The organism is Pseudomonas sp. B14(2017) (genome assembly GCF_002113255.1).
Taxonomy (GTDB): Bacteria; Pseudomonadota; Gammaproteobacteria; order Pseudomonadales; family Pseudomonadaceae; genus Aquipseudomonas; species Aquipseudomonas putida_Z.
This window is the reverse complement of the sequence record NZ_NEJY01000013.1, coordinates 148,658-172,409: the sequence shown is the minus strand read 5'-3', so window position 1 is coordinate 172,409 and position 23,752 is coordinate 148,658. Positions and strand designations below refer to the sequence as shown.

Below are 23,752 nucleotides of genomic sequence, written 5' to 3'. Positions count from 1 at the left end.
TCACACCATGCGCCACCTACTCCTCGCCCCTGCGCTGCTGCTCCTGCTGCCTGCCGGTGCTGCCCTGGCTGACGTCGACGCAGGCGACGTCGCAACCTCGGCCGGTGTTTCCGCCTCGCTTTACTCGACCTTCAAGGACGACAAACGGATCATCCCGGCGCGTGACGAGCTTTCGGCCTACGTCGCCAGCGGTGGTGCAATCCGTGGCGCCTATGTGGAGTCGGCGCTGGAACAAGCCCGCAAGGACAACCCTGGCTTGCAGGCCAATGATGAAGAGCTGGCCCGGGCCCTCCTCTCGCAGGATGACCGCATAGCCGATCATTGATTGAGGTAATCCTGCATCGGCCTCTTCGCGGGCTTGCCCGCTCCCACAAGTACTGCACAGGCATCAGACCCGGTGCAGTCCCTGTGGGAGCGGGCAAGCCCGCGAAAGGGCCGGCACAGGCATACATTCACCCCCAGCCATCCATGCGCATGGTAGCCCTTACCAGCCGCTGCTCCTCCTGCTCGATCTCCCGCAAACTGTCGCGGATCCCGTTGATATGTTCGCGCGCCGCGCGCTGCGCCTGCTCGGGCAGCTGCTCCATCACCGCGTGATACAACCGCGCATGCTGGCGGTCGATCTGGCGCTTCTGCGCCGGTCGGCAATACAGGTTGTTGACCGAGGCGAACACCGTGCTCAAGGTCAGGTCACTGAGCGATTGCAAGGTATGCACCAGCACCGGGTTGTGCGACGCCTCGCTGATCGCCCGGTGAAAGGCATGGTCGCGGCGGGCATGTTCACGGGCATCGATCGCTTCGGGGGCTTCGTGCGCAGCCAGCATTTCTTCATAGCGCCGGCGGATCAGCAAACGGTCGACCTCGGTGGCCCGAAACGCCGCCAGGCGCGCCGATTCGGCCTCCAGCAACGCCCGCACTTCCAGCAGGTCGAACAGCGTGCGCGGCTGCGATCCGAACAGGTGCATCAACGGCGTGGCGCCCGCATGGCCCGTCAGGTCGGCAACGAACGAGCCACGCCCCTGCTCGGTGTCGATGATGCCGCGCCCGCGCAGGATGCGCAGGCCTTCACGCAGCGCCGAGCGCGAACAGCCCAGCTTGTCCACCAGGCGCCGCTCCGACGGCAGGGCCTGGCCCACCTTGAGCACGCCTTCGACGATCAGCCGCTCGACCCGTTCGGCCACCTGGTCGGCGACCTTGGCCTTGCCTTCAGTACCCACTGCGTACCCTCCTGCTGGTAGGACCACTTCGACCACCTGCCTCAATCTAGCCAGGCAAAGCCGTCAATAACCAGTACCCGTCGCAAAAACTGGTAGGACCAGTTCACCCCGTGCTCGACCCGGGCGGCGGCCACGCGCAGGCTGCAAGGGTGAGCGCTTTGCCAACAACAACAAAAACCGTTGCCGAGTGAGCCGATGAATATCCTGTATGACGAACGCGTCGATGGCGCGCTGCCCGACGTGGACCGGGCGGCGCTGCTGCAAGCGCTGCGCGCTGCCCTGCCGGACCTCGAGATCCTGCACCGCGAGGAAGAGCTCAAGCCCTATGAATGCGACGGCCTCTCGGCCTACCGCACGGTGCCGCTGCTGGTGGTGCTGCCCGAGCGCCTGGAGCAGGTGCAGACGCTGCTCAGGCTTTGCCACCAGCGTGGCGTGCCGGTGGTGGCACGCGGCGCCGGTACCGGCCTGTCGGGCGGCGCCCTGCCACTGGCCAAAGGCATCCTGCTGGTAATGGCGCGGTTCAACCGCATTCTCGAAGTCAACCCGCAGGGCCGCTTCGCCCGTGTGCAGCCCGGCGTGCGCAACCTGGCCATCTCCCAGGCGGCCGCGCCCCACGGCCTGTACTATGCGCCGGACCCGTCCTCGCAAATCGCCTGCTCCATCGGCGGCAATGTCGCCGAGAACGCCGGTGGCGTGCACTGCCTCAAGTACGGCCTGACCGTGCACAACCTGCTCAAGGTGGAAATCCTCACGGTCGAGGGCGAACGCCTGACCCTCGGCAGCGATGCCCTGGACAGCCCCGGTTTCGACCTGCTGGCACTGTTCACCGGCTCCGAAGGCATGCTCGGCATCGTCACCGAAGTCACCGTCAAGCTGCTGCCCAAGCCCCAGGTGGCGCGGGTGCTGCTGGCCAGCTTCGACAGCGTCGAGGACGCCGGCCGGGCAGTGGCCGAGATCATCGCTGCCGGGATCATCCCCGGCGGCCTGGAGATGATGGACAACCTGGCGATCCGCGCCGCCGAGGACTTCATCCATGCCGGTTACCCGGTGGACGCGGCGGCCATCCTGCTGTGCGAGCTGGATGGCGTCGAGGCCGATGTGCATGACGACTGCGAACGGGTCGCCGCCGTGCTGGCCCAGGCCGGCGCGCGTGAAGTGCGGCTGGCCTGCGACGAGGCCGAGCGCGTGCGCTTCTGGGCCGGGCGCAAGAACGCCTTTCCTGCGGTGGGGCGCATCTCCCCGGACTACTACTGCATGGACGGCACCATTCCGCGCCGCGAACTGCCACGGGTGCTCAAGGGCATCAGCGAACTGTCCGGCGAATACGGCCTGCGCGTGGCCAACGTGTTCCACGCCGGCGACGGCAACATGCACCCGCTGATCCTGTTCGATGCCAACCTGCCAGGCGAGCTGGAACGTGCCGAAGCCATCGGCGGCAAGATCCTCGAACTGTGCGTGGCCGTGGGCGGCAGCATCACCGGCGAGCACGGTGTGGGGCGCGAGAAGATCAACCAGATGTGCGCACAGTTCAACAGCGACGAAATCACCCTGTTCCATGCGGTCAAGGCCGCCTTCGACCCACAGGGCCTGCTCAACCCCGGCAAGAACATCCCCACCCTGCACCGCTGCGCCGAATTCGGCGCCATGCATGTGCACCATGGGCAATTGCCCTTCCCCGAACTGGAGCGTTTCTGATGAGCATGGACCGCGACATCAGCCAGGCCCTGCTGGAGCAGGTCAACCAGGCGCTGAACCAGGCCACGCCGCTGCGTATCCAGGGCGGCAACAGCAAGGCCATGCTCGGCTGCCCGGTGACCGGCGATGTGCTGGACACCCGCAGCCACCGCGGCATCGTCAGCTACGACCCGACCGAACTGGTGCTGACTGCCCGCGCCGGCACGCCACTGCGCGAGATCGAGGCGGCGCTGCACGAGGCTGGCCAGATGCTGCCCTGTGAACCACCGCACCTGGGCCCCGACGCCACCCTGGGTGGCATGGTCGCGGCCGGGCTGTCCGGCCCAAGGCGGCCGTGGGCCGGGTCGGTGCGTGACTATGTGCTGGGCACGCGGGTGATCACCGGCCACGGCAAGCTGTTGCGCTTTGGTGGCGAAGTGATGAAGAACGTTGCCGGCTACGACGTGTCGCGGCTGATGGCGGGCAGCTTCGGCTGCCTCGGGTTGCTGACCGAGGTGTCGCTGAAAGTGCTGCCACGCCCGCGCCAGTGCCTCAGCCTGCGTCTGCCGATGGGCCGCCACCAGGCGCTGGCGGAGCTGGCTGAATGGGGCCAGCAGCCGCTGCCGATCAGCGCGGCCTGCCATGACGGCGACGCGCTGTACCTGCGCCTGGAAGGCGGCGAAGGCTCGGTGCAGTCGGCACGCCAGCGCCTGGGCGGCGAGGCATTGGACAGCTGCTTCTGGAGCGACCTGCGCGAGCAGCGCCTGGCGTTCTTTGCCAGCCCCGCGCCGCTGTGGCGCCTGTCCGTGCCCAACGCCACCGGCGAGCTGGAGCTGCCCGGCCAGCAGCTGATCGACTGGGGTGGCGCGCAGCGCTGGCTCAAGTCCACGGCACCGGCGCAAGAGATCCGCGAGCAGGTCGCCAAGGTTGGCGGCCACGCCACCTGCCATGCCCCTGGCGCTGCCAGCAGCCCTCCGCTGCCCGCCGCGCTGATGCGCTACCACCGTGCGCTCAAGCAGCAACTCGACCCCCAGGGGGTGTTCAACCCTGGCCGCCTGTACCCGGACCTGTGAGGCCAGACCATGCAAACCAACCTGAGCGAAACCGCCCGGCAACTGGCCCGCGCCGACGAGGCCGAAAGCATCCTGCGCTCCTGCGTGCACTGTGGTTTCTGCACCGCCACGTGCCCCACCTACCAGCTGCTGGGCGATGAACTGGACGGCCCACGCGGGCGCATCTACCTGATCAAGCAGATGCTCGAAGGCGCGCCGATCACCGCCAGCACCCAGTTGCACCTGGATCGCTGCCTGACCTGCCGCAACTGTGAAACCACCTGCCCTTCCGGGGTGAAGTACCACGACCTGCTGGACATTGGCCGCGCCGTGGTCGAACAGCAGGTGCCACGCCCGCTCGGCCAGCGCCTGCTACGCCAGGGCCTGCGTGCAGTGGTGCCACGGCCGGCGCTGTTCAAGGCCCTGACCCGCAGCGGCCAGGCCCTGCGCCCACTGTTGCCGGCCACGCTCAAGCGCAAGCTGCCGGCGCGGGTCACCGCCCCCGGCCAACGCCCCGCACCGCGCCATGCGCGGCGGGTGCTGATGCTGGAAGGCTGCGTGCAACCGGCCCTGTCGCCCAACACCAATGCCGCCGCCGCACGCCTGCTGGACCGCCTGGGCATCAGCGTGGTGCCGATCCGGCAGGCCGGCTGCTGTGGCGCGGTGGACTATCACCTCAATGCCCAGGAACAAGGCCTGCAACGGGCGCGGCGCAATATCGATGCCTGGTGGCCAGCCATCGAAGCCGGCGCCGAGGCCATCGTGCAAACCGCCAGCGGCTGCGGCGCATTCGTACGTGACTACGGCCACCTGCTGGAAAAGGACCCGCGCTACGCCGCCAAGGCCGCACGGGTCAGCGCCCTGTCCCGCGACCTGGTGGAGGTGCTGCGCGAGGAGCCGGTCGAGCAACTGGGCCTCTGCGCCGAACAGCGCCTGGCCTTCCATTGCCCATGCACCCTGCAGCACGCGCTGAAGCTGGGGGGTGCGGTGGAGGCGTTGCTGACACGCCTGGGCTTTACCCTGACCCCGGTACCGGACGGCCACCTGTGCTGCGGCTCGGCCGGCACCTATTCGCTGACCCAGCCCGAGCTGTCGCTACAACTGCGCGACAACCGCCTCAACGCCTTGGAAAGCGGCAAACCGCAAGTCATCGCCACCGCCAACATCGGCTGCCAGGCCCACCTCGACGGGGCTGGGCGCACACCGGTGCGGCACTGGATCGAAATCGTCGAAGCAGCCTTGAACCCGGAGAACCACCATGCATAGCAAGTCCGTGATCGGCCAGGCCGAAGTCGCCCTCGTGCTGACCGCCGCCCGCCAGCAAGCCCAGGCGCAACAATGGAACGTGACCATCGCCGTGGTCGACGACGGTGGCCACCCGCTGGCCCTGGAGCGCCTGGACGGCTGCGCGCCGGCCAGCGCCTACATCGCGATGGAAAAGGCCCGCACAGCCGCGCTGGGGCGCAAGGAGACGCGGGATTACGAGGAGATGGTCAATGGTGGCCGTACCGCTTTCGTCACCGCGCCGCTGCTGACCAGCCTGGAAGGTGGCGTGCCGCTGCGGGTGAATGGGCAGGTGGTGGGGGCGATCGGCGTGTCCGGGGTCAAGTCCGAGCAGGATGCCCAGGTGGCCAAGGCCGGGGCGGCTGCTCTCTGAATCCTGTGCCGGCCTCTTCGCGGGCTTGCCCGCTCCCACAGGGCTTTCACAAGACCTGAGTCCTGTGCAGTACCTGTGGGAGCGGGCAAGCCCGCGAAGAGGCCGGCACAAGCAAAAACTTTCCAGAAGCCTGAACATCGAGCGAACAGACAATGCCAAACCATCCACTCCAGATCGCCCCCACCCTGCAGCGCTTCATCGAAGACGAAGCCCTCCCCGGCACCGGTATCGAAGCCCGCACCTTCTGGCAAGGCTTCAGCACCCTGGTCCACGACCTCGCACCACAAAACCGCGCCCTGCTCGCCGAGCGTGAGCGCCTGCAAGCAGCACTGGACAACTGGCACCGCCAGCACCCCGGCCCGATCCGTGACATGGCCGCCTACCAGCACTTCCTGCAAGGCATCGGCTACCTTGTGGAGCCCCCGGCAAGCGTGCAGGTCAGCACCCGCAACGTCGACCGCGAGATCGCCGTGCAGGCCGGCCCGCAACTGGTGGTGCCACTGAGCAACGCCCGCTACGCCCTAAACGCCGCCAACGCCCGCTGGGGCTCGCTGTACGATGCCCTGTACGGCACCGATGCCATCGCCGAAACCAATGGCGCCGAACGTGGACAGGGCTACAACCCGCGACGCGGCGCCAAGGTGATCGCCTATGGCCGGCAGTTCCTCGACACCGCTGCCCCGCTCGACGGTGCGTCGCACAACGACGCCAAGGCCTACGCGATCAGCCAGGGCACGCTGCAGGCAACCCTGGCCGATGGCCGCCAGGTGGGCCTCATGCACCCCGCGCAACTGCGTGGCTACCAAGGTGAGCCGAACACGCCAACAGCGATCCTGTTGCAGCATCACCAGCTGCATTTCGAAATCCAGGTCGACCCGGCCAACGCCATCGGCCAGCAGGACCCGGCCGGGGTCAAGGACATCCTGCTGGAGGCCGCGCTCACCACCATCATCGACTGCGAAGACTCGGTAGCCGCCGTGGATGCCGACGACAAGGTCAACGTCTACCGCAACTGGCTGGGCCTGATGAAGGGCGACCTCAGCGAACAGGTTAGCAAGGGCGGCAAAACCTTCGAGCGCACCCTGGCCGAAGACCGCCACTACCACGGCGCAGACGGCCAGCCCCTGACCCTGCCGGGCCGCTCGCTGCTGTTCATCCGCAACGTCGGCCACCTGATGACCAACCCGGCCATCCACGACCGTGATGGCCGGGAAATCCCGGAAGGCATCCTCGATGCCGTGGTAACCAGCCTGATCGGCCTGCATGACCTCAAGCGCCGCGGCAATTCCCGCGAGGGCAGCCTGTACATCGTCAAGCCGAAGATGCACGGGCCGGCCGAGGTGGCCTTTGCCGACCAGCTGCTCGGCCGCGTCGAAGCCCTGTTGGGCCTGCCCGCACATACGCTGAAGATGGGCATCATGGACGAGGAGCGGCGTACCAGCGTCAACCTCAAGGCCTGCATCGCCAGCGCCGCGTCACGGGTGGTATTCATCAACACCGGCTTCCTCGACCGCACCGGTGACGAGATGCACACGGCCATGGAAGCCGGCGCCATGCTGCGCAAGGGTGACATGAAAGGCAGTGCCTGGATCCAGGCCTACGAGCGCAGCAACGTACTGGTGGGGCTGGCCTGTGGCCTGCGCGGCAAGGCGCAGATCGGCAAGGGCATGTGGGCCATGCCCGACCTGATGGCGGCCATGCTCGAACAGAAAGTCGCCCAGCCCAGGGCCGGCGCCAACACCGCCTGGGTGCCCTCGCCCACAGCCGCGACGCTGCATGCGCTGCACTACCACCAGGTGGATGTGGCGGCCGTGCAGCAAACGCTGGAACAGGTTGACCTGAATGCCCAGCGCGCCGAGTTGCTGCATGACCTGCTCAGTGTCCCGGTCAGCCCCGAGCGGCCCTGGAGCGCAGCCGACATCCAGGCCGAACTGGACAACAACTGCCAGGGTATCCTCGGTTACGTGGTGCGCTGGGTCGAGCAAGGGGTCGGCTGTTCCAAGGTGCCGGATATCCATGATGTGGGCCTGATGGAAGACCGCGCGACCCTGCGGATTTCGGCGCAGCACATTGCCAACTGGCTGCACCACGGGGTGGTCGATGCCGAGCAGGTCGAGGCGACCTTGCAACGCATGGCCGGCGTGGTCGACCAGCAGAATGCCGGGGACCCGGCGTACCGGCCGATGGCCGCCGGTTTCGAGACATCGCATGCTTTCCGCGCTGCGCGGGAGCTGGTGTTCAAGGGGCGGCAGCAGCCCAGTGGCTATACCGAACCGTTGCTGCATGGCTGGCGCTTGCGCTTCAAGCAGGAGGTCGGGCGCTGATGCTGACAGGGGCCGCTATGCGGCCCTATCGCCGGCAAGCCAGCTCCCACAGGTACTGCACAGGCTTCAGGCCTGGTGTGATACCTGTGGGAGCTGGCTTGCCGGCGATGAGGCCGGGCCAGGTGTAATCAACTTTGCGAATCGACCACCACCGGCTCGCCTATCGCATAAAAATGCCCACCCGCCACGTAGTGCAAACTGCGCCACTGCGGGTCGGCATTCTCGTAGGCCCAGTGGCCATCGCGGAACACCCGGTCATCGGCCCAGGCCGCCACCACCTCGCCAATGAACAGGTCGTAGGTGCTCTGGTTGTGCGGCTCGTCGATCACCCGGCACATCAACCAGGCCGAACAGCCCTCCACCAACGGCGCCGCATGCCCCTCGACCCGCGCCAGCTGCACACCAATGCTGGCGAGCTTGTCGGGCTGGTCGAACAGGCTGCGGGTACCCACCTGATGGGTCAGCTGCGCCTGCGCCGCGGTTGGCACCTGGATCACGAACCAGCCACTGCCCTCCACCAACTGCCGGGTGCGGGCGGTCTTGTCGAGTACCACGGTCACCTTGGGTGGGTCGAAATCCAGCGCACAGGCCCAGGCGGCCGCCATCACATTGTCCACCCCTTCGTGGCTGGCCGACACCAGCACCGTCGGGCCGTGGTTCAGCAGGCGATAGGCCTTTTTCAGGTCGACGGCTTGGAAATGGCTGTTCATGGCAATCCTCGGCAAGGCGGGTAGCGGGCGGCAAATTGTGCCGCAGGCGCCGTCCTCCCGCCAGCTTGGGGTGTCACTCCTGCATCTTCAGAAAACTCCTACGCGTTGCTCGGATGCGTCCTACTTGTTGCCCCCTGCCCACTGAAAACATGATCGGCACTGGATGACGCAAGGTCGCGATCCAGAGGAGGTTCCGCATGCACCTGTACGCCCGCCCCACTGCCGAATTGCGCAGCACCCTGCGCGAACTGCTGGCCCATGACATGAACAACCCGGACGAAGACCCCCACCTGTCGGGGGTGATGTTCTTCTGCGCCACCGATGAACGCTCCCGCCAGCTGATCGAGCGTATCGAGTTGCTGGCCAGCGAGTTGTTCTTCGACCCGAACGGGCGGGCCATTACCGAGCATATGAAAGCGGCGGCGGTGGAAGGCGTGCGCATCAAGCGCAACCGCAAGGCGCCGGCGGACGAGACAGTGATACGTATCGCGCTGGCGGACAAGGGCTACATCACGGTGAGTACGGCACGCTTCTGATTACCGGTCGCTTGCCTGGGGGCTGCTCTGCAGCCCATCGCCGGCAAGCCAGCTCCCACCTCGACTGCACCGACCTCAAGCATTGTGCAGTACCTGTGGGAGCTGGCTTGCCAGCGATGGGGCCAGAACAGGCAGACCGCGAAGACCTCAAGCCATGTGCTATCCCTGTGGGAGCTGGCTTGCCGGCGATGGGCCGCAAAGCGGCCCCATGCCCTTCCCCGACCAATCCGCTATCCTGAGCACTTCCCCGCTCCGGACCGCTCCATGGAACTGCACATTCGCCTGGAAGGGCGCAAAGGCCTGGCCGACCAGCTTTACCAGCAACTGCGCGCCGGCATCGATAGCGGCCACCTGGCCGCCGGCACCCAACTGCCGCCAAGCCGCCTGCTGGCAGAGCAACTAGGCGTGTCGCGCAAGACCGTGGCCGAGGCCTATTCCCGGCTGACCTACGACAACCTGCTGAACGGCGTGGTCGGCCGGGGCACCTTCATCACCCCGCGCCAGCCGCTGCGCAGCAGCGAATCGACCGCGATTCCCCTGGCCGCTGCCGCGTCCCTCGAGCGCTGGCAGCAGCGCGCCACCGTGCTGAGCCAACGTCAGCTGGACGCTCCCTCGCGTTACGACTTCATCGGCGGGGCCTCGAGCAAGGCGCAGTTCCCGTTCGACCAGTGGCGCAGTTGCCTGAACTATGCCCTGCGCCGCAGCCAGCGCCATCCCGAGCGGCAGTTCCCGGCCCAGGGCCTGCCAGAGCTGCGCGAGGCCATTGCCCATCACGTCGCCTACGCCCGCGGCGTGCACTGCAGCGCCGCCGACCTGCTGGTGTGCAACGGCGCCCAGCAGGCTCTGGACCTGATCGCCCGGGTATTGGTCGAGCCGGGTTGCCAGGTGGCCATGGAAGACCCGGGCTACCCGCCAGCGCGGCAACTGTTCCTGGCCCTGGGCGCGCGCCTGCAATCGGTACCGGTGGACGATGAAGGCCTGTGCGTGGAACAGATCGCCGACGGCACTCGGCTGATCTACGTGACGCCCTCGCACCAGTTCCCGCTGGGCATGCCGATGAGCGAGGCACGCCGGCACGCCCTGCTGGCACGGGCCGCCGAGCTGGGTGCGTTGATCATCGAAGACGACTACGACTGCGAGTTCCGCTACCACGGCCCAGCCGCGGAAGCGTTGCAGCGACTCGACCGCCATGGCCTGGTGGCCTATGTGGGGACCTTTTCCAAGACCTTGCTGCCCGAGTTGCGCCTGGGCTACGCCGTACTGCCGCCCGCCGTGTTGAAGGCCGCCTGCGTGGCCAAGCACCTCAGCGACTGGCACAGCCCGACCCTGTTGCAGTGGGCACTGGCGCGGTTTCTCGGCGAAGGTCACCTGAACAAGCACATCCGCCGTTGCCACGAGGTCTACAGCGCCCGCCGCGAACGCATCCTCGCACGGCTGGGCGGCGACCTGTCACCGTGGTTCAGCGCCATCCCCGCCAGCGCCGGGTTCCACCTCAGCGCCCTGGCCAAACCTGGGGTCGATGTCGAGCTGCTGGCCAACCTCGCACGCAAGGTGGAGGTCGGCCTGTACTCGCTGGCGCCTTTCTTCAGCGAAGCGCCAGTGCGCCCGGGGCTGTTGCTGGGCTTCGGCGCCATCGAGCTGCTGGACATCGACCCAGCGCTGGACCGGGTGCGCGACACCTTGCAGCGCCTCAGTTGACCGGTGCGGCCTTGCCCGCCACTACCGGGCGGGCAATGGCCGCGGCATAACCGCGTGGGTTGAAGCAGGCGGTAACCAGCAGCATTGCCACCACGGTCACGGTCAGCAGCGTCCACGAGGCCTGGAAATCACCGCTGATGTCGCGCAACCAGCCGGTGACGTACGGCACGATGCCGGTAATGATGAAGCCGATGCCCTGCACGAACGCCGCCAGGCTGCCAGCCTCGGCAGGCGTCTTCAGGTGCTCCAGGGTCAGCGTCAGGCTCTGGCTGAAGCAGGCGCCAAGGCCGAAACCGATCATCGCCACCCACAGCCCCGAGGCCAGCGTGGGTGCCAGGAGTAGGCCGAGGAAACCCACCAGCTGGATCGCCAAGGCCAGCCACAGGCCCGGGCGCCGGTCTGCCCAGCGCCGCAGCAACAGCGGCAGGCCCAGTGCGCCGGCCACCTGGAAGATGGTCATCAGGCCCACCAGGTCGGCACCGCCTTGGGCGCTGCCGCCATGCTCGATGTGATAGGCCGGCAACCAGGCCACCATGCTGGTGTAGCCGCCGTTGATCAAGCCGAAGTACAGCGCCAGCAACCAGGCCCGGCGCGTACCGAACCAGTGACCGCCGGTGGAACCGGCCAGCTTCGGCGCCTGCTGGCGTGGCCGCAGCACGGCCCAGGCCAGCACCGCCAGCACAGCCGGGATCGCCCACACGCCCAGGCCCACCTGCCAGTGGCCGAAGTAGCCACTGATGTGCGGCCCGAGCACGGCAGCCAGGCCGCCGCCGCTCATCAGCGCTGCCGAATACAGGCCCATCGCCCCCGCCAGGCGGCCGGGGAACCAGCGGTTGACCAGCCCCGGCATCATGCCCTGCACTACCGCCACCCCCAGGCCGGCGACCACCGCACTGGCAATCAGCGCCCAGGCGCTGTCCAGTTGCAGGCGCCACAGGCAGGCCAGGGCGATGGCAGACAGGCCAGCGAGCATGCCGCCATGTTCACTGATCCAGCGCCGCAACCAGGGCTGCAGCAGGGGCACCAGGCCCATGCACAGCACCGGCAACGCCGTCAGCAAGGCCGCCTGCTGGTAACCCAGGCCGGTACTGGCGCGCATGGGTTCCAGCAACGGGCCGATACTGGTCAGGATCGGCCGCAGGTTCAGTGCCAGCAGCATGACCAGCAACAGGTTCAATGCCGCTCTCATTGTGCGTTGGCCTGTTTCCATTCAAGGTACAGACCGGCTTCGCCGCTGGGCTTCAGTGCGCGCAGCGGCAGGCTCTGCTGCTGGGGCGGGCGAGCCATCTGCGCGTACACCGCCGCGGTGGACAAGCCATAGGGTTCGCCCTCGGCGTTGTCGTAGGCAAACCAGGCCTGCTCGATGCCGCACAGGTGCATGGCCGCCAGGCACATCGGGCACGGGTGGCCACTGGCGTAGATTTCGGCGCCATCCAGGCGCGCCTGGCCCAGGGCGTGGCTGGCCTTGCGGATGGCCTGCATCTCGGCGTGGGCGGTCGGGTCCTGGGTGCTGTGGATCTCGTTGACCGCACGTGCCAGCACCTGCCCCTGGTACACCAGCACGGCGCCGAAGGGCCGGCCACCGGCCTTGATGTTGGCGCGGGCCAGGTCGAGCGCTTCGCGCATGTAGCGTTCTTCGGACATGAATCGGTTCTCCTGTTGCAAGACCTGGTCATTATCCGGGCTTGGGCGGCCTGGCAGAAATGAAGAGATTGGATGCCTGTCAGTGGCCTCCCGAATGGCCGATTGGCCTCCCGCTGATGCGCGCGATTGGCTATCGGGGAGGCCAACGTGCGGCGCTACAGTAGCGCCATCCCCACCCCACACCCTTTGGAGACAGCCATGCACAACCGTATCGAATGGGCCAAGCACGCCCCCGAGGCCTACAAAGCCATGGTCGGCCTGGAGCAGGCCCTGGCCAAGAGCGGCCTGGAGAATTCCCTGCTGGAACTGGTGCGCCTGCGGGCCTCGCAGATCAACGGCTGCGCCTACTGCGTCAACCTGCACGCCAACGATGCGCGCAAGGCCGGTGAGACCGAGGCACGCCTGCAGACCTTGTGCGTCTGGCAGGAAACCGCCTACTTCACCCCGCGCGAGCGTGCTGCGCTGGCCTGGGTGGAGAGCCTGACCCGGCTGCCCGAACACGGCGCGCCGCAGGGCGAATATGAAGCCTTGCAGGAACACTTCGAGCCGGCCGAGGTGGCCAACCTGACCCTGGCAATCGCCACCATCAATGCCTGGAACCGCTTCGGGGTCGGGTTTGCCATGGTGCCGGCCTGATCATTGATCGGTAGCCTGTACCGGCCTCTTCGCGGGTAAACCCGCTCCCACAGGTACAGCACATTTTTCAGATTCTGTGAGTCCCCTGTGGGAGCGGGTTTACCCGCGAAGAGGCCCGCACAGGCAACATCTCAACGCCCGGCCAACCGCGCCCGGTAGCTGCCGGGGCTCTGCCCGGTCCATTTCTTGAACGCCCGGTGAAACGCACTGGGCTCCTGGAACCCGGTCTGCTCGGCAATCTCGGCAATACTCAGTTCCCCTTCGCGCAACCGCTCGAAGGCCATTGCCCGGCGCACCTCATCCTTGATCTGCTGGTACGAACGCCCTTCCCGCTCCAGCTGCCGACGGAAAGTACTGGCACTGACCCCCTGCTGCTGCGCCAGCGCCGCCAGCGTCGGCCACTGCCCATAGCGCCGCGCCCGCAGGTGCCGGTACACCTCGGCCACCAGCCCGTTCTGGTTGCGAAAGCGAATCACCAGCCCCTGCGGCGCGCTGCGCAGGAAGGTTTTCAGGGCCGCCACGTCCTGCACCACCGGCAGGCGCAGGTAGGCGCTGTCGAACTCCACCTCGGTGCGCCCGCTGCCCAGGCGCAGGTCCGGCCCCCACAGCAGCAGGTCGTCCTCCTGGGCCGGGCGCGACACCGCCAGCTCGGTGCGGTCGATGGCGATCCGCCGCCCGGCCAGCCAGCACAGCATGCCGATCATCAGCACCAGGTAGGTTTCCTCGGCATACACCCGGGTCAGCGGGTCGGCGATGCTCGACTGCACGCTGATCAGCGCCCGCCCGCCACGCAGCGTCAGGCTGCCGCGCAAATCGCGCAGGAACAGGCCAAAACCGCCCATGCACTGGCGCAAGGCCTTTTCCAGGTTCGGCTCCAGGATCAGGCCCCGGCAGATCAGGGCGAAACTGCCCGGCGGCATGCCGTGGCTGTCGAGGCGGAAGAACTCGTCGTCCAGGCGCTGGATCAGCGCCAGCCACAACTGGGCGAAGGCCTTGGCCGGTACACGGGCCTGGGGCTGCTCGAGCAGTTGCGGGTCGATGCCCACCGCACGCAGCTGCGCATCGCGTTCGGCGGGGCAGTCGCGCAGGGCGTGGAGCATGGCATTGAGGAAGTACACGGCGACCGAATCGCTATCGCGCATGGCGGTTTTCGCTGTCTATGCTGAGTGGCAAAAAGTGCCAGGTTGTCTGAACAGTTCCGGCATAGGCTGCAACAGAGCCTTTGCCTAGACTCGGTCCCACTCCGGGATCGTCGGCCATTCTCGCAGAGCCTGGCCCGGTCCCGCCATGCCTTCGCAATCGGAGCCCCTATGAGCAGCGCAGAAATCTACGTCGTCAGTGCCGTCCGTTCAGCCATTGGTGGCTTTGGCGGTTCCCTCAAGGACCTGCCGCTGGCCGACCTGGCCAGCGCCATCACCCGCGCCGCCATCGAGCGCTCGGGCGTGGCCGCCGAGCAAGTCGGCCACCTGGTGATGGGCACGGTGATCCCCACCGAACCGCGTGACGCCTACCTGGCCCGCGTAGCGGCAATGAACGCCGGCATCCCCAAGGAAACCCCGGCATTCAACGTCAACCGCCTGTGCGGCTCGGGCCTGCAGGCCATCGTCTCGGCAGCCCAATGCCTGCTGCTCGGCGACACCGACGTGGCCGTGGCAGCCGGTGCAGAATCCATGAGCCGTGGCCCGTACCTGCTGCCGCAGGCACGCTGGGGCGCTCGCATGGGTGACCTGCAAGGCATCGACTACACCGTCGGCGTGCTGCAGGACCCGTTCGAACACTTCCATATGGGCATCACTGCCGAGAACGTTGCGGCCAAGCACGGCATTACCCGCGAAATGCAGGACGAACTGGCCCTGACCAGCCAGCGCCGCGCCGCCCGCGCCATTGCCGAAGGCCGCTTCGCCAGCCAGATCGTCCCGCTGGAACTGAAAACCCGCAAGGGCAGCGTGCAGTTCAGCACCGACGAGCATGTGCGTGGCGAAGTGACCGCCGAGCAACTAGCGGGGATGAAGACCGTGTTCAAGAAAGACGGCACCGTTACCGCCGGCAACGCCAGTGGCATCAACGACGGCGCTGGCGGCCTGGTACTGGCCAGTGGTGATGCGGTGCGCCGCCTGGGCCTGAAGCCGCTGGCACGCCTGGTGGGCTACGCCCATGCCGGTGTCGAGCCTGAACTGATGGGCCTGGGCCCGATCCCGGCCACCCGCAAGGTGCTGGAGAAGACCGGCCTGAAGGTGCAGGACCTGGATGTGATCGAGTCCAACGAAGCGTTCGCCGCCCAGGCCTGCGCCGTGGCTCGCGAACTGGGCTTCGACCCGGAAAAGGTCAACCCCAACGGTTCGGGCATTTCCCTGGGTCACCCGGTGGGCGCCACCGGCGCAATCATCGCCACCAAGGCCATCCATGAGCTGCAGCGCATCCAGGGCCGCTACGCCCTGGCCACCATGTGCATCGGCGGCGGCCAAGGCATCGCCGTGGTCTTCGAGCGCGTCTGAGGGAGCCTGACACATGAGCATTGAACAGATTGCTGTGATCGGCGCTGGCACCATGGGCAACGGCATTGCCCAGGTGTGTGCGGTGGCCGGCTACCAGGTGCTGCTGGTGGATGTTTCCGACGCTGCGCTGGAGCGCGGCGTGGCCACCTTGAGCAAGAACCTCGAGCGCCAGGTCGGCAAAGGCACCCTCGACGCCGACAAGGCGGCAGCCGCCCGCACGCGCATTCGCACCAGCACCGACTACACCCAGTTGAGTGGCGCGCAGCTGGTGATCGAGGCCGCCACCGAGAACCTGCAGCTCAAGCAGCGCATCCTGCAGCAGGTGGCGGCCAACGTCGCCGCCGACTGCCTGATCGCCACCAACACCTCGTCGCTGTCGGTCACCCAGCTGGCGGCCAGCATCGAGCACCCCGAGCGCTTCATTGGCGTGCACTTCTTCAACCCGGTGCCGATGATGGCGCTGGTCGAGATCATTCGCGGCCTGCAGACCAGCGACAGCACCTACGCCCAGGCGCTGGTGGTGACCGAAAAGGTCGGCAAGACCCCGATCACCGCCGGCAACCGCCCGGGCTTCGTGGTCAACCGCATTCTGGTGCCGATGATCAACGAAGCGATCTTCGTGCGCCAGGAAGGCCTGGCCAGTGCCGAGGACATCGACACCGGCATGCGCCTGGGCTGCAACCAGCCGATCGGCCCGCTGGCCCTGGCCGACCTGATCGGCCTGGACACCCTGCTGGCGATCATGGAGGCCTTCCATGAAGGCTTCAACGACAGCAAGTACCGCCCTGCCCCGTTGCTCAAGGAAATGGTCGCGGCCGGTTGGCTGGGGCGCAAGAGCGGCCGCGGTTTCTTCACCTACTGAGGAGCGAACGCCATGCCCCCGGTCAATGCCGCGATGCGCTGTGCCAACTTTGAAGAGCGACGTGACCGGGCCATGGCACTGTTTGCCGAAAAGGGCTTTGGCCAGGTCAGCATGCGCGAGCTGGCGGCCCATGTGGGGCTTACCGCCGGCTCGCTGTACCACCACTTTCCCAGCAAGCAGGACTTGTTGTTCGACCTGATCGAGGAGTTGTACGAGGAGTTGCAGGCCACCCTGGACCAGGGGCGCCGGGCCATGGCGCGCGGGGCGTCGGCGTTGAGCTGCCTGATTGCCGCGCACTGGCAGCTGCATGCCGAGCGGCCCATGCAGTTTCGCCTGGCGGAGCGCGACTTCTGTTGCCTGAACGAAGACCAGCAGGCGCGCCTGGCCTTGCTGCGCAAGCGCTATGAGGCGGGGTTGCTGAGGTTGATCGCACCGCAGGCGAAGTTGCAGGGGCAGGCCCTGGTGGCCACGGCGCATGTGGTGGCGACGCTGCTGAACCAGTTACCGGGGCTGTTGAAGGCCTTGCCCGAAGAACAGGGGCTGGGGTTGATGGAAAGCATGCTGGTGGGTGGGCTGGAGCGGACACTGCGCTAGCCTGTTCCGGCCCTATCGCCGGCAAGCCAGCTCCCACAGGTACACCACAAGCCTGAAGACCTGTGGTGTACCTGTGGGAGCTGGCTTGCCGGCGATAGGGCCATCAGCTTTAACGCAACAGGAACTGGATCTGCTCGTGCAAGGTATCCAGGTCGAACGGCTTGGCCAGGATCGGTGCCTTGCGGGTGATCGGGCTGCCGGATTCGAGAATCTCTGCCGGGTAACCGCTGATGAAGATCACCTTCAGGTCCGGCCGCAATTTCACCGCCGGCTCGGCAATGTCCACCCCGGAAATCCCGCCCGGCAAGCGGAAGTCCGTCACCATCAGGTCGAGGTGCGGCTTGCTCGCCAGGATCGCGAACGCCTGCTCGCCATCCTCGGCCACCAGCACGTGGTAGCCCTCGCCTGCCAGGTAATCACGCAGGATCATGCGAATCGCCGGTTCGTCCTCGACCACCAGTACTACATCTTGTGCATCTTCACTCATGTCAACGCCTTGAAATACTTACAGCTGGCCATCAGACCCCAGGCTCAGGCAGAGGTTGCCCGTGCCTGGTCGTTTTGTTGTTCGTAAGTTGCCAGTGGCAACTGCAAGGTAAAGGTGGCGCCTTTGCCCTCTTCACTCTCCACCAGTATGCGCCCGCCGTGGGCCTGGACGATCTGCTCCGATATGTACAGCCCCAGGCCCAACCCACCACTGGCCTGCTGGGTGGCGACCCGCTCGAACTGCTGGAAGATGCGCTGCTGGTTGGCCACGCAGATGCCGATGCCATGGTCCTGCACCTGCACGCAGGCCAGGCCGTCCTGCTCGAACACCCGCACCTGCACCGGTTTGCGCTCACCATAACGCAAGGCATTGGACAACAGGTTGGCCAGCACCTGCTCGATGCGAAACTCGTCCCACTCGCCCCGCAGCGGCTCGCAGCGTTGCAACTCGAAATGGGTATCCAGTGCGCTGGCCTGGGCAGCAAAGTTCTCCACCAGGCCGCGCACCAGCTGGCCCAGGTCGAACGCCTTGGGCCGCAGCGACAGTTTGCCGGTGCGGATGCGCGATACATCGAGCATGTCTTCGACCAGGCGGATCAGGCTGTTGATCTGCCGCTCGTCGCGCTCGACCATGGCCTGCAGCTTGTCGCCGCTGAAGGCGGCAAGGTTGCCGCGTGCCAGGTGCAGCTTGCGCAGCTGGGTTTCCAGGATCAGGCCATTGAGCGGGGTGCGCACCTCGTGGGACACGATCGACATGAAGTCATCGCGCATGCGCACGGCATGCTCCAGTTCACCCCGCGCCGTTTGCAGCTGGGCCAGCAGCAGCTCCTGCTCCTGGCGGCTGCGTTCCAGGGCCTGCAACTGGCGGTCGAGCACCTTGCGCTGGCGGTACAGGTCGACGAAGACCGACACCTTGCTCTTCACCGCCAGGGTGTCGAGCGGCTTGTAAAGAAAGTCCACCGCGCCGCTTTCATAACCCTTGAACGCGTAGTTCATCTCGCGCCCGGCGGCAGTGACGAACACGATGGGGATGTTGCGGGTCTTTTCCGTGCCGCGCATCAGCTCGGCCAGCTCGAAACCGTTCATGCCCGGCATCTGCACGTCGAGGATGGCCAGGGCGAACTCGTGCTCGAGCAACAGCGACAACGCTGCCTCGGCCGACTGGGCCTGGTGCACCTCGCGGTCTTGGCCCTGGATCAGGGCGTCGAGGGCCAGCAGGTTTTCTGGCAGGTCGTCGACGATCAGCAGTTTGGCGATGGTGTGGCTTAGCATGCGCTGGGTTCCAGGGCGGCGAGCAATCGCTCGATGCCACTCAGAGAAAGAATATGGTCGGGCTGGTGCAGGGCCAGTGCGGCCTCCGGCATCAGCGCCACCTGTGCGTCGCAAGGGTCCTGGACCACGGTCCGGCCCCCGTTGTGCTTGATATAGGCCAGGCCTTCGGCGCCATCTTCATTGGCCCCGGTGAGCAGCATGCCCAGCAGGCCGGCACCATAGGCATCGGCCGCCGACATGAACAGGTAGTCGATCGCCGGCCGGGAAAAATGCACCGGCGGTTCCTGGCTCAGCGACAGGGTCAGGTCACGCTCCACCGACAGGTGGTAACCCGGCCCGGCCACGTAGATCTGCCCGGCGCGCAGCGGCTGCTTGTCGCGGGCCTCGCACACTGGTCGCCGCAGGCGGCGCTGCAGCACCTCGGCCAGCTGGCTGTGGCGGTCATCGGGCAGGTGCAGCACGCAAATTACCGGAATGGCGAAGCCGGCCGGCAACGCGCCCAGCACGCTGAACAGCGCCGTCACGCCACCCGCCGAGGCGCCGACCACCATCGCGCGTACGCCTTTCATGACTTGCGGTAGATCCGTTCGGGCTTGACCAGCGGCTCGAAGCGCTCGCCGTAGGCGGAAAAATCCACCGATTCCTTGCTGCCCAGCACCAGGAAGCCGCGGTGGCACAAGGACTCATGGAACAGGCCCAGGGCGCGGTCCTGCAGTTCCTTGTTGAAGTAGATGAGCACGTTGCGGCACGACACCAGCTGGGTTTCGGAAAACACGCTGTCGGTGGCCAGGCTGTGGTCGGCGAAGGTCACGTTGTCACGCAGGGTGCTGTCCATGATGGCGTTGCCGTAGGCTGCCGTGTAGTACTCGGCAAAGTCCCGCCGGCCGCCGGCGATGCGATAGTTTTCGGCGTACTCGCGCATGCTCTGCATCGAGTAGATGCCCTGCTTGGCCTTGTCCAGCGAATGCGGGTTGATGTCGGTGGCGTAGATGATGGTGCGCTCCAGCAGGCCCTCCTCGCGCAGCAGGATGGCCATCGAATACACCTCCTCGCCCGTGCTGCAGCCGGCAATCCACACCTTGATCGACGGCCAGGTGCGCAGCAGCGGCACCACTTCGTTGCGCAGCGCCAGGTAGTGCCCCGGGTCGCGGAACATCTCGCTGACCGGGATCGTCAGGTACTGCAGCAACTGCATGAACATGCCAGGGTCGTGCAGCACGCGCTCCTGCAGCGCCGACACCGTGAGGCAGTCGAACTGGCGCAGCGCATGCAGGATCCGGCGCTTGATCGACGCGCCGGAATAGTTGCGGAAATCGTAGCTGTACTTGAGGTAGATGGCCTCGATCAGCAAGCGGATTTCGATATCGGTGTTACGTTCGCTAGTCAAATTCGCTCCAGTTGCGGCAGCCACACACGGATCAGCGAGAACAAGCGGTCCAGGTCGATCGGTTTGGCCAGGTAATCGTTGGCGCCGGCCTGCAGGCAACGCTGCTGGTCATCCTTCATCGCCTTGGCGGTCACGGCAATGATCGGCAGCTTGCGCCAGCGCGGTTGCTGGCGGATCAGCCGGGTGGCCTCGAAGCCGTCCATCTCCGGCATCATCACGTCCATCAGCACCAGGTCGATGTCGTCATGCTGCTCCAGGCGCTCGATGGCTTCGCGGCCGTTGCGGCCGATTTCGACGATCGCGCCCTTGTGTTCCAGCGCGCTGGTCAGGGCGAAGATGTTGCGCACGTCGTCGTCCACCAGCAGCACCTTGCGGCCTTCGAATACCTTGTCGCGGCTGCGCGCGGTCTTGAGCATGCGCTGGCGTTCGTTGGACAGCTGCGACTCGACCTTGTGCAGGAACAGCGTCACTTCGTCGAGCAGGCGCTCCGGCGAGCGGGCGCCCTTGATGATGATCGAGCGCGAATACTTGAGCAGGTCGGCTTCTTCTTCGCGGGTCAGGTTGCGCCCGGTATACACGATCACCGGCGGGAAGGCACGGATGTCCTCGGCGGTCATGCGCTTGAGCAGCTCGTTGCCGAGCATGTCGGGCAGCTTGAGGTCGATGATCATGCAGTCGTAGATGTTCTCGCGCAGCAACGCCAGGGCATCCTGGGCCATGGCCACGGCGGTGATCTCGACATCGTCGTCGCCGATCAGGCGGGCAATGCTTTCGCGCTGCAGGTCGTCGTCTTCCACCAGCAGGATGTGCTTGAGCTTCTGGGTCAGCTTGGCCTCCAGGCGGGCGAACACTTCCTTGAGTTGTTCGCGGCTGGTGGGCTTGACCGCGTAGCCGACGGCGCCCATGTGCATGGCAGCCTCGACCCGGTCCTCCACGGAAATGATATGCACCGGGATGTGCCGCGTGCTCGCCTGCTCCTTCAGGCGTTGCAGCACGGTCAGGCCGGAATGGTCGGGCAGGCGCATGTCCAGCAGGATGGCATCGGGGATGTACTGGGCGGCCAGCTCGAAGCCCTCGTCGGCGCCCTGCGCCACCAGGCAGCTGTAACCCAGCTCGTGGGCCAGGTCGAAGAGGATGCGGGCGAAGTTCGGTTCGTCCTCGATCACCAGGATGCAGCGGTTGCCGAACGGCGCGCGCTCGCGGTCGTCGGCGAATGCCGGTGCCTGGCGTTTCGGCGCCGCCACCGCCGGTGCCTGCGGCGCGGGTGGCAGGCTGTCGACCGCCGGGCGCAGGCTGAGCGGCTCGATATCCTGCGCCACGCGCTCATAGCGCTCCGGCAGGATCAGGCTGAACACGCTGCCCTGGCCGGGGCTGCTGTCGACGCTGATCTGCCCACCCAGCAGGTGCGCCAGGTCGCGGGAAATGGACAGGCCCAGGCCGGTGCCGCCATAACGGCGGTTGCTGGTGCCATCGACCTGGTGGAAGGCGCCGAAGATCGCCTGCTGCTGGTCGGCGGCGATGCCGATGCCGGTATCGCGCACGGCAAAGACGATGCCGGTGCCAGGCTGGTAACCGATGTTCAGGCTGACCTGGCCGCGCTCGGTGAACTTGATGGCGTTGGACAGCAGGTTCTTGAGGATCTGCTCCAGGCGCTGGCGGTCGGTGAACAGCGTAGCCGGCACCTGCGCCTCGGTGGTCACCTCGAAGGCCAGGCCCTTGTGCCCGGCCAACGGCTCGAACATGCCACGCAGGCCTTCGACCAGGCGTTCCACCTGGGTGCTTTCGGGGCGCACTTCGAGCTTGCCGGCTTCCACCTTGGCGATGTCGAGAATGTCGTTGATCAGGTTGAGCAGGTCGTTGCCGGCCGAATAGATGGATTCGGCGAACTTGACCTGCTCGTCGCTGAGGTTGCCCTCGCCGTTCTCCGCCAGCAGCTTGGCCAGGATCAGCGAACTGTTCAGCGGCGTGCGCAGCTCGTGGGACATGTTGGCGAGGAACTCGGACTTGTACTTGCTCGAACGCTGCAGTTCCTCGGCGCGCGCCTGCAGCTCGTCCTGGGCCTGGAGCAGTTCGTCGTTCTTGCGGTCCAGCGCCTCGGTGCGCTCGGACAATTGCTCGTTGGTCTGCTCCAGTTCCGCCTGCTGGGTTTCCAGGTGGGCCTGGGACTCCTTGAGCACGCGGGATTGCTCTTCGAGCTCTTCGTTGGCGGTTTTCAGCTCTTCCTGCTGCACTTGCAGCTCTTCGTTCAGTTGCTGGGTCTCGGCCAGCACTTCCTGCAGGCGCTGCCGGTAGCGGGCGCTTTCGATGGAGATACCGAGGTTGCCACGGACCCGCTGCAGCATCTCTTCGTCACGCTCCTGCAGCGGCCGCAGGAAGCCCAGCTCCAGCACACCGTTGATCTGCCCGTCATCACTGCAGGGCATCAGCATGGCACTACGCGGCAGGCCCCGCCCCAGGCCGGAACTGAGGTGGAAATAGTCGTCGGGCAAATCGTCCAGGCGCAGCAGCCGCGCTTCGCGCACGGCCTGGGCCAGCAGGCCTTCGTGATCGCCCAGCACCTGCTCGCGGGCCTGCTCCTCGGCATCCAGGCCATAACTGGCCACACGCACCAGGCGGCCATGCTCGTCACGCACGTACAGCGCGCCGACCACGCTGCCCAGGTAACCGCCGAAGAAACGCAGGATGTTGTCACCGAGCATGGGCAAGGTCAGCTGGCCAAGCACCTGTTCGGCCAGTTGGGTCTGCCCGTTGCGCAGCCAGGCCTGGTGTTCCAGGCGCTCGGCCGCGCGCTGCTGGGCCTTGAAGTTTTCGTCATAGGTACCCGACAGCGCCAATAGGTCGCGCCGCCCGAGGTAGGCCAGCAAGGCACTGAGGCCGACGATGAACAGCACGAAGGACGACATGACCGTGACGGTCACACTGTTGACTCGCTCGTTGCGCGCCATACGCAACTGTTGTTCGCTGGCGATCAGGTTGTCGAACTCCTTGCGGATCTCGTCGGTCAGGCGCTTGCCGCGGCCGTTGCCGATCAAGGCGCGGTAATCACCCTGGCTGCGGCGCATGTTGATCATCTCGCTGCCGAAGGTGTTCCACGCCTGCTGCAGGGCGATCAGCCGGTCGATGCGTTCGACCTGTTGCGGGTTGTCCTCGACCATGCCGCGCAGGCTCTGCAGGCTACCGAAGATGCGCGGCTTGGCCACCTCGTAGGGGTCGAGGAAACGCTCGTCGCCGGTGATCAGGAAGCCACGCATGCCGGTTTCCATGTCGATCGACAGTTTGACCGTTTCGTTGGCATTGCCGATCACCCGGTCGGTGTGCTCGACCCACTGCAAGGCCGAAAGCAGGTAGTTGATCACCGCGACGAAGGCAACGGCCCCCAGCAGGCCAACCCCCAGGGGTAGGCCGACGTTGCGGCTCAACAGCTTGCGGAAGCTCCGCTGGTCCATCGAGGCTGCTTGAATCATGTGAAAACGCCCGAGCAAGTAAAGTCCATTGAAAGTGTGGCAAA

At 66.3% G+C, this 23,752-nt stretch carries 22 protein-coding genes; 12 read left to right on the top strand and 10 right to left on the bottom strand.

The window, feature by feature from the left end; translation table 11 throughout:
* Positions 1-7: 7 nt before the first annotated feature.
* On the top strand, positions 8-325 hold the full coding sequence (locus tag CAG34_RS15600) for a DUF2388 domain-containing protein (protein ID WP_003260922.1): 318 nt from the start codon (positions 8-10) through the stop codon (positions 323-325).
* 127 nt (positions 326-452) lie between these two features.
* Here the strand turns inward: CAG34_RS15600 and glcC are convergent, their stop codons facing one another.
* Positions 453-1,217, bottom strand: coding sequence for a transcriptional regulator GlcC (glcC, locus tag CAG34_RS15595; RefSeq protein WP_085591051.1), 765 nt, complete (start codon positions 1,215-1,217; stop codon positions 453-455).
* 195 nt (positions 1,218-1,412) lie between these two features.
* On the opposite strand from glcC, the gene glcD reads away from it, so the two are divergent.
* The 5 genes from glcD to CAG34_RS15565 all read left to right on the top strand — a co-directional run bounded on the left by glcD (position 1,413) and on the right by CAG34_RS15565 (position 7,924).
* Positions 1,413-2,912, top strand: a complete 1,500-nt coding sequence (glcD, locus tag CAG34_RS15590) for a glycolate oxidase subunit GlcD (protein WP_085591049.1) — start codon at positions 1,413-1,415, stop codon at positions 2,910-2,912.
* Positions 2,912-3,964: a glycolate oxidase subunit GlcE gene (gene glcE, locus CAG34_RS15585; RefSeq protein WP_085591047.1), complete on the top strand. Its 1,053-nt coding sequence runs from the start codon at positions 2,912-2,914 to the stop codon at positions 3,962-3,964. Before glcD ends, glcE begins: the two co-directional genes overlap by 1 nt.
* Positions 3,965-3,973: 9 nt before the next feature.
* On the top strand, positions 3,974-5,209 hold the full coding sequence (glcF, locus tag CAG34_RS15580) for a glycolate oxidase subunit GlcF (RefSeq protein WP_085591044.1): 1,236 nt from the start codon (positions 3,974-3,976) through the stop codon (positions 5,207-5,209).
* On the top strand, positions 5,202-5,600 hold the full coding sequence (locus CAG34_RS15575; RefSeq protein ID WP_085591042.1) for a heme-binding protein: 399 nt from the start codon (positions 5,202-5,204) through the stop codon (positions 5,598-5,600). Before glcF ends, CAG34_RS15575 begins: the two co-directional genes overlap by 8 nt.
* A gap of 152 nt (positions 5,601-5,752) precedes the next feature.
* Positions 5,753-7,924: a malate synthase G gene (locus CAG34_RS15565; RefSeq protein WP_085591039.1), complete on the top strand. Its 2,172-nt coding sequence runs from the start codon at positions 5,753-5,755 to the stop codon at positions 7,922-7,924.
* Positions 7,925-8,052: 128 nt separating this feature from the next.
* Here CAG34_RS15565 and CAG34_RS15560 read toward each other — a convergent pair whose 3' ends face one another.
* A complete protein-coding gene (locus tag CAG34_RS15560) occupies positions 8,053-8,634 on the bottom strand; it encodes a flavin reductase family protein (protein ID WP_085591037.1) in 582 nt (193 codons plus the stop codon).
* Positions 8,635-8,831: 197 nt separating this feature from the next.
* Here CAG34_RS15560 and CAG34_RS15555 point away from each other — a divergent pair, with 197 nt between their 5' ends.
* Both CAG34_RS15555 and CAG34_RS15550 read left to right on the top strand, forming a co-directional pair.
* A complete protein-coding gene (locus CAG34_RS15555; protein ID WP_085591035.1) occupies positions 8,832-9,170 on the top strand; it encodes a hypothetical protein in 339 nt (112 codons plus the stop codon).
* A gap of 264 nt (positions 9,171-9,434) precedes the next feature.
* Complete coding sequence (locus tag CAG34_RS15550; RefSeq protein ID WP_085591033.1) at positions 9,435-10,868, top strand: PLP-dependent aminotransferase family protein; 1,434 nt, start codon at positions 9,435-9,437, stop codon at positions 10,866-10,868.
* On the opposite strand, the gene CAG34_RS15545 is transcribed toward CAG34_RS15550, so the two are convergent.
* Positions 10,861-12,057, bottom strand: a complete 1,197-nt coding sequence (locus tag CAG34_RS15545; RefSeq protein ID WP_085591031.1) for a CynX/NimT family MFS transporter — start codon at positions 12,055-12,057, stop codon at positions 10,861-10,863. The genes CAG34_RS15550 and CAG34_RS15545 overlap by 8 nt on opposite strands.
* The gene (locus CAG34_RS15540) at positions 12,054-12,512 is read right to left on the bottom strand and encodes a nucleoside deaminase (RefSeq protein ID WP_085591029.1); all 459 of its coding nucleotides are present in this window, start codon (positions 12,510-12,512) and stop codon (positions 12,054-12,056) included. The genes CAG34_RS15545 and CAG34_RS15540 overlap by 4 nt, the downstream gene beginning before the upstream one ends.
* A gap of 198 nt (positions 12,513-12,710) precedes the next feature.
* Here CAG34_RS15540 and CAG34_RS15535 point away from each other — a divergent pair, with 198 nt between their 5' ends.
* On the top strand, positions 12,711-13,148 hold the full coding sequence (locus tag CAG34_RS15535; RefSeq protein WP_025338700.1) for a carboxymuconolactone decarboxylase family protein: 438 nt from the start codon (positions 12,711-12,713) through the stop codon (positions 13,146-13,148).
* Between the two features lie 131 nt (positions 13,149-13,279).
* On the opposite strand, the gene CAG34_RS15530 is transcribed toward CAG34_RS15535, so the two are convergent.
* On the bottom strand, positions 13,280-14,290 hold the full coding sequence (locus CAG34_RS15530; protein WP_025338699.1) for an AraC family transcriptional regulator: 1,011 nt from the start codon (positions 14,288-14,290) through the stop codon (positions 13,280-13,282).
* A gap of 168 nt (positions 14,291-14,458) precedes the next feature.
* On the opposite strand from CAG34_RS15530, the gene CAG34_RS15525 reads away from it, so the two are divergent.
* Genes CAG34_RS15525 through CAG34_RS15515 form a run of 3 tightly spaced genes read left to right on the top strand, consistent with a single transcriptional unit; the run spans position 14,459 to position 17,099 of the window.
* A complete protein-coding gene (locus tag CAG34_RS15525) occupies positions 14,459-15,643 on the top strand; it encodes an acetyl-CoA C-acyltransferase family protein (RefSeq protein ID WP_025338698.1) in 1,185 nt (394 codons plus the stop codon).
* Between the two features lie 13 nt (positions 15,644-15,656).
* Complete coding sequence (locus CAG34_RS15520) at positions 15,657-16,505, top strand: 3-hydroxybutyryl-CoA dehydrogenase (RefSeq protein WP_025338697.1); 849 nt, start codon at positions 15,657-15,659, stop codon at positions 16,503-16,505.
* 12 nt (positions 16,506-16,517) lie between these two features.
* Positions 16,518-17,099 carry a TetR/AcrR family transcriptional regulator gene (locus tag CAG34_RS15515; protein ID WP_085591027.1) on the top strand — a complete coding sequence of 194 codons (582 nt, stop codon included), beginning with the start codon at positions 16,518-16,520 and terminating at the stop codon, positions 17,097-17,099.
* A 109-nt stretch (positions 17,100-17,208) separates the two neighbouring features.
* Here CAG34_RS15515 and CAG34_RS15510 read toward each other — a convergent pair whose 3' ends face one another.
* The 5 genes from CAG34_RS15510 to CAG34_RS15490 are packed head-to-tail and all read right to left on the bottom strand — an operon-like array spanning position 17,209 to position 23,708.
* Positions 17,209-17,586, bottom strand: a complete 378-nt coding sequence (locus CAG34_RS15510; protein ID WP_085591025.1) for a response regulator — start codon at positions 17,584-17,586, stop codon at positions 17,209-17,211.
* Between the two features lie 44 nt (positions 17,587-17,630).
* Positions 17,631-18,857 (bottom strand): hybrid sensor histidine kinase/response regulator, encoded by a 1,227-nt coding sequence (locus CAG34_RS15505; RefSeq protein WP_025338695.1) that lies wholly within the window; start codon positions 18,855-18,857, stop codon positions 17,631-17,633.
* A complete protein-coding gene (locus tag CAG34_RS15500; protein ID WP_085591023.1) occupies positions 18,851-19,426 on the bottom strand; it encodes a chemotaxis protein CheB in 576 nt (191 codons plus the stop codon). Before CAG34_RS15500 ends, CAG34_RS15505 begins: the two co-directional genes overlap by 7 nt.
* On the bottom strand, positions 19,423-20,244 hold the full coding sequence (locus CAG34_RS15495) for a protein-glutamate O-methyltransferase CheR (protein ID WP_085591021.1): 822 nt from the start codon (positions 20,242-20,244) through the stop codon (positions 19,423-19,425). The genes CAG34_RS15500 and CAG34_RS15495 overlap by 4 nt, the downstream gene beginning before the upstream one ends.
* Positions 20,241-23,708, bottom strand: a complete 3,468-nt coding sequence (locus CAG34_RS15490) for a response regulator (RefSeq protein ID WP_085591019.1) — start codon at positions 23,706-23,708, stop codon at positions 20,241-20,243. Before CAG34_RS15490 ends, CAG34_RS15495 begins: the two co-directional genes overlap by 4 nt.
* Positions 23,709-23,752: the final 44 nt, after the last annotated feature.

Excerpts from the sequence above, each read along its gene's own strand:
- CAG34_RS15540 (WP_085591029.1), bottom strand. The coding sequence starts at position 12,512 with ATGTCCGAAGAACGCTACATGCGCGAAGCGCTCGACCTGGCCCGCGCC.
- CAG34_RS15575 (WP_085591042.1), top strand. The coding sequence starts at position 5,202 with ATGCATAGCAAGTCCGTGATCGGCCAGGCCGAAGTCGCCCTCGTGCTG.
- CAG34_RS15560 (WP_085591037.1), bottom strand. The coding sequence starts at position 8,634 with ATGAACAGCCATTTCCAAGCCGTCGACCTGAAAAAGGCCTATCGCCTG.
- glcF (WP_085591044.1), top strand. The coding sequence starts at position 3,974 with ATGCAAACCAACCTGAGCGAAACCGCCCGGCAACTGGCCCGCGCCGAC.
- CAG34_RS15535 (WP_025338700.1), top strand. The coding sequence starts at position 12,711 with ATGCACAACCGTATCGAATGGGCCAAGCACGCCCCCGAGGCCTACAAA.
- CAG34_RS15500 (WP_085591023.1), bottom strand. The coding sequence starts at position 19,426 with ATGAAAGGCGTACGCGCGATGGTGGTCGGCGCCTCGGCGGGTGGCGTG.
- glcE (WP_085591047.1), top strand. The coding sequence starts at position 2,912 with ATGAGCATGGACCGCGACATCAGCCAGGCCCTGCTGGAGCAGGTCAAC.
- CAG34_RS15515 (WP_085591027.1), top strand. The coding sequence starts at position 16,518 with ATGCCCCCGGTCAATGCCGCGATGCGCTGTGCCAACTTTGAAGAGCGA.
- CAG34_RS15530 (WP_025338699.1), bottom strand. The coding sequence starts at position 14,290 with ATGCGCGATAGCGATTCGGTCGCCGTGTACTTCCTCAATGCCATGCTC.
- CAG34_RS15555 (WP_085591035.1), top strand. The coding sequence starts at position 8,832 with ATGCACCTGTACGCCCGCCCCACTGCCGAATTGCGCAGCACCCTGCGC.
- CAG34_RS15565 (WP_085591039.1), top strand. The coding sequence starts at position 5,753 with ATGCCAAACCATCCACTCCAGATCGCCCCCACCCTGCAGCGCTTCATC.
- CAG34_RS15525 (WP_025338698.1), top strand. The coding sequence starts at position 14,459 with ATGAGCAGCGCAGAAATCTACGTCGTCAGTGCCGTCCGTTCAGCCATT.
- glcD (WP_085591049.1), top strand. The coding sequence starts at position 1,413 with ATGAATATCCTGTATGACGAACGCGTCGATGGCGCGCTGCCCGACGTG.
- CAG34_RS15490 (WP_085591019.1), bottom strand. The coding sequence starts at position 23,708 with ATGATTCAAGCAGCCTCGATGGACCAGCGGAGCTTCCGCAAGCTGTTG.
- CAG34_RS15550 (WP_085591033.1), top strand. The coding sequence starts at position 9,435 with ATGGAACTGCACATTCGCCTGGAAGGGCGCAAAGGCCTGGCCGACCAG.
- CAG34_RS15510 (WP_085591025.1), bottom strand. The coding sequence starts at position 17,586 with ATGAGTGAAGATGCACAAGATGTAGTACTGGTGGTCGAGGACGAACCG.
- CAG34_RS15505 (WP_025338695.1), bottom strand. The coding sequence starts at position 18,857 with ATGCTAAGCCACACCATCGCCAAACTGCTGATCGTCGACGACCTGCCA.
- CAG34_RS15600 (WP_003260922.1), top strand. The coding sequence starts at position 8 with ATGCGCCACCTACTCCTCGCCCCTGCGCTGCTGCTCCTGCTGCCTGCC.
- CAG34_RS15545 (WP_085591031.1), bottom strand. The coding sequence starts at position 12,057 with ATGAGAGCGGCATTGAACCTGTTGCTGGTCATGCTGCTGGCACTGAAC.
- CAG34_RS15520 (WP_025338697.1), top strand. The coding sequence starts at position 15,657 with ATGAGCATTGAACAGATTGCTGTGATCGGCGCTGGCACCATGGGCAAC.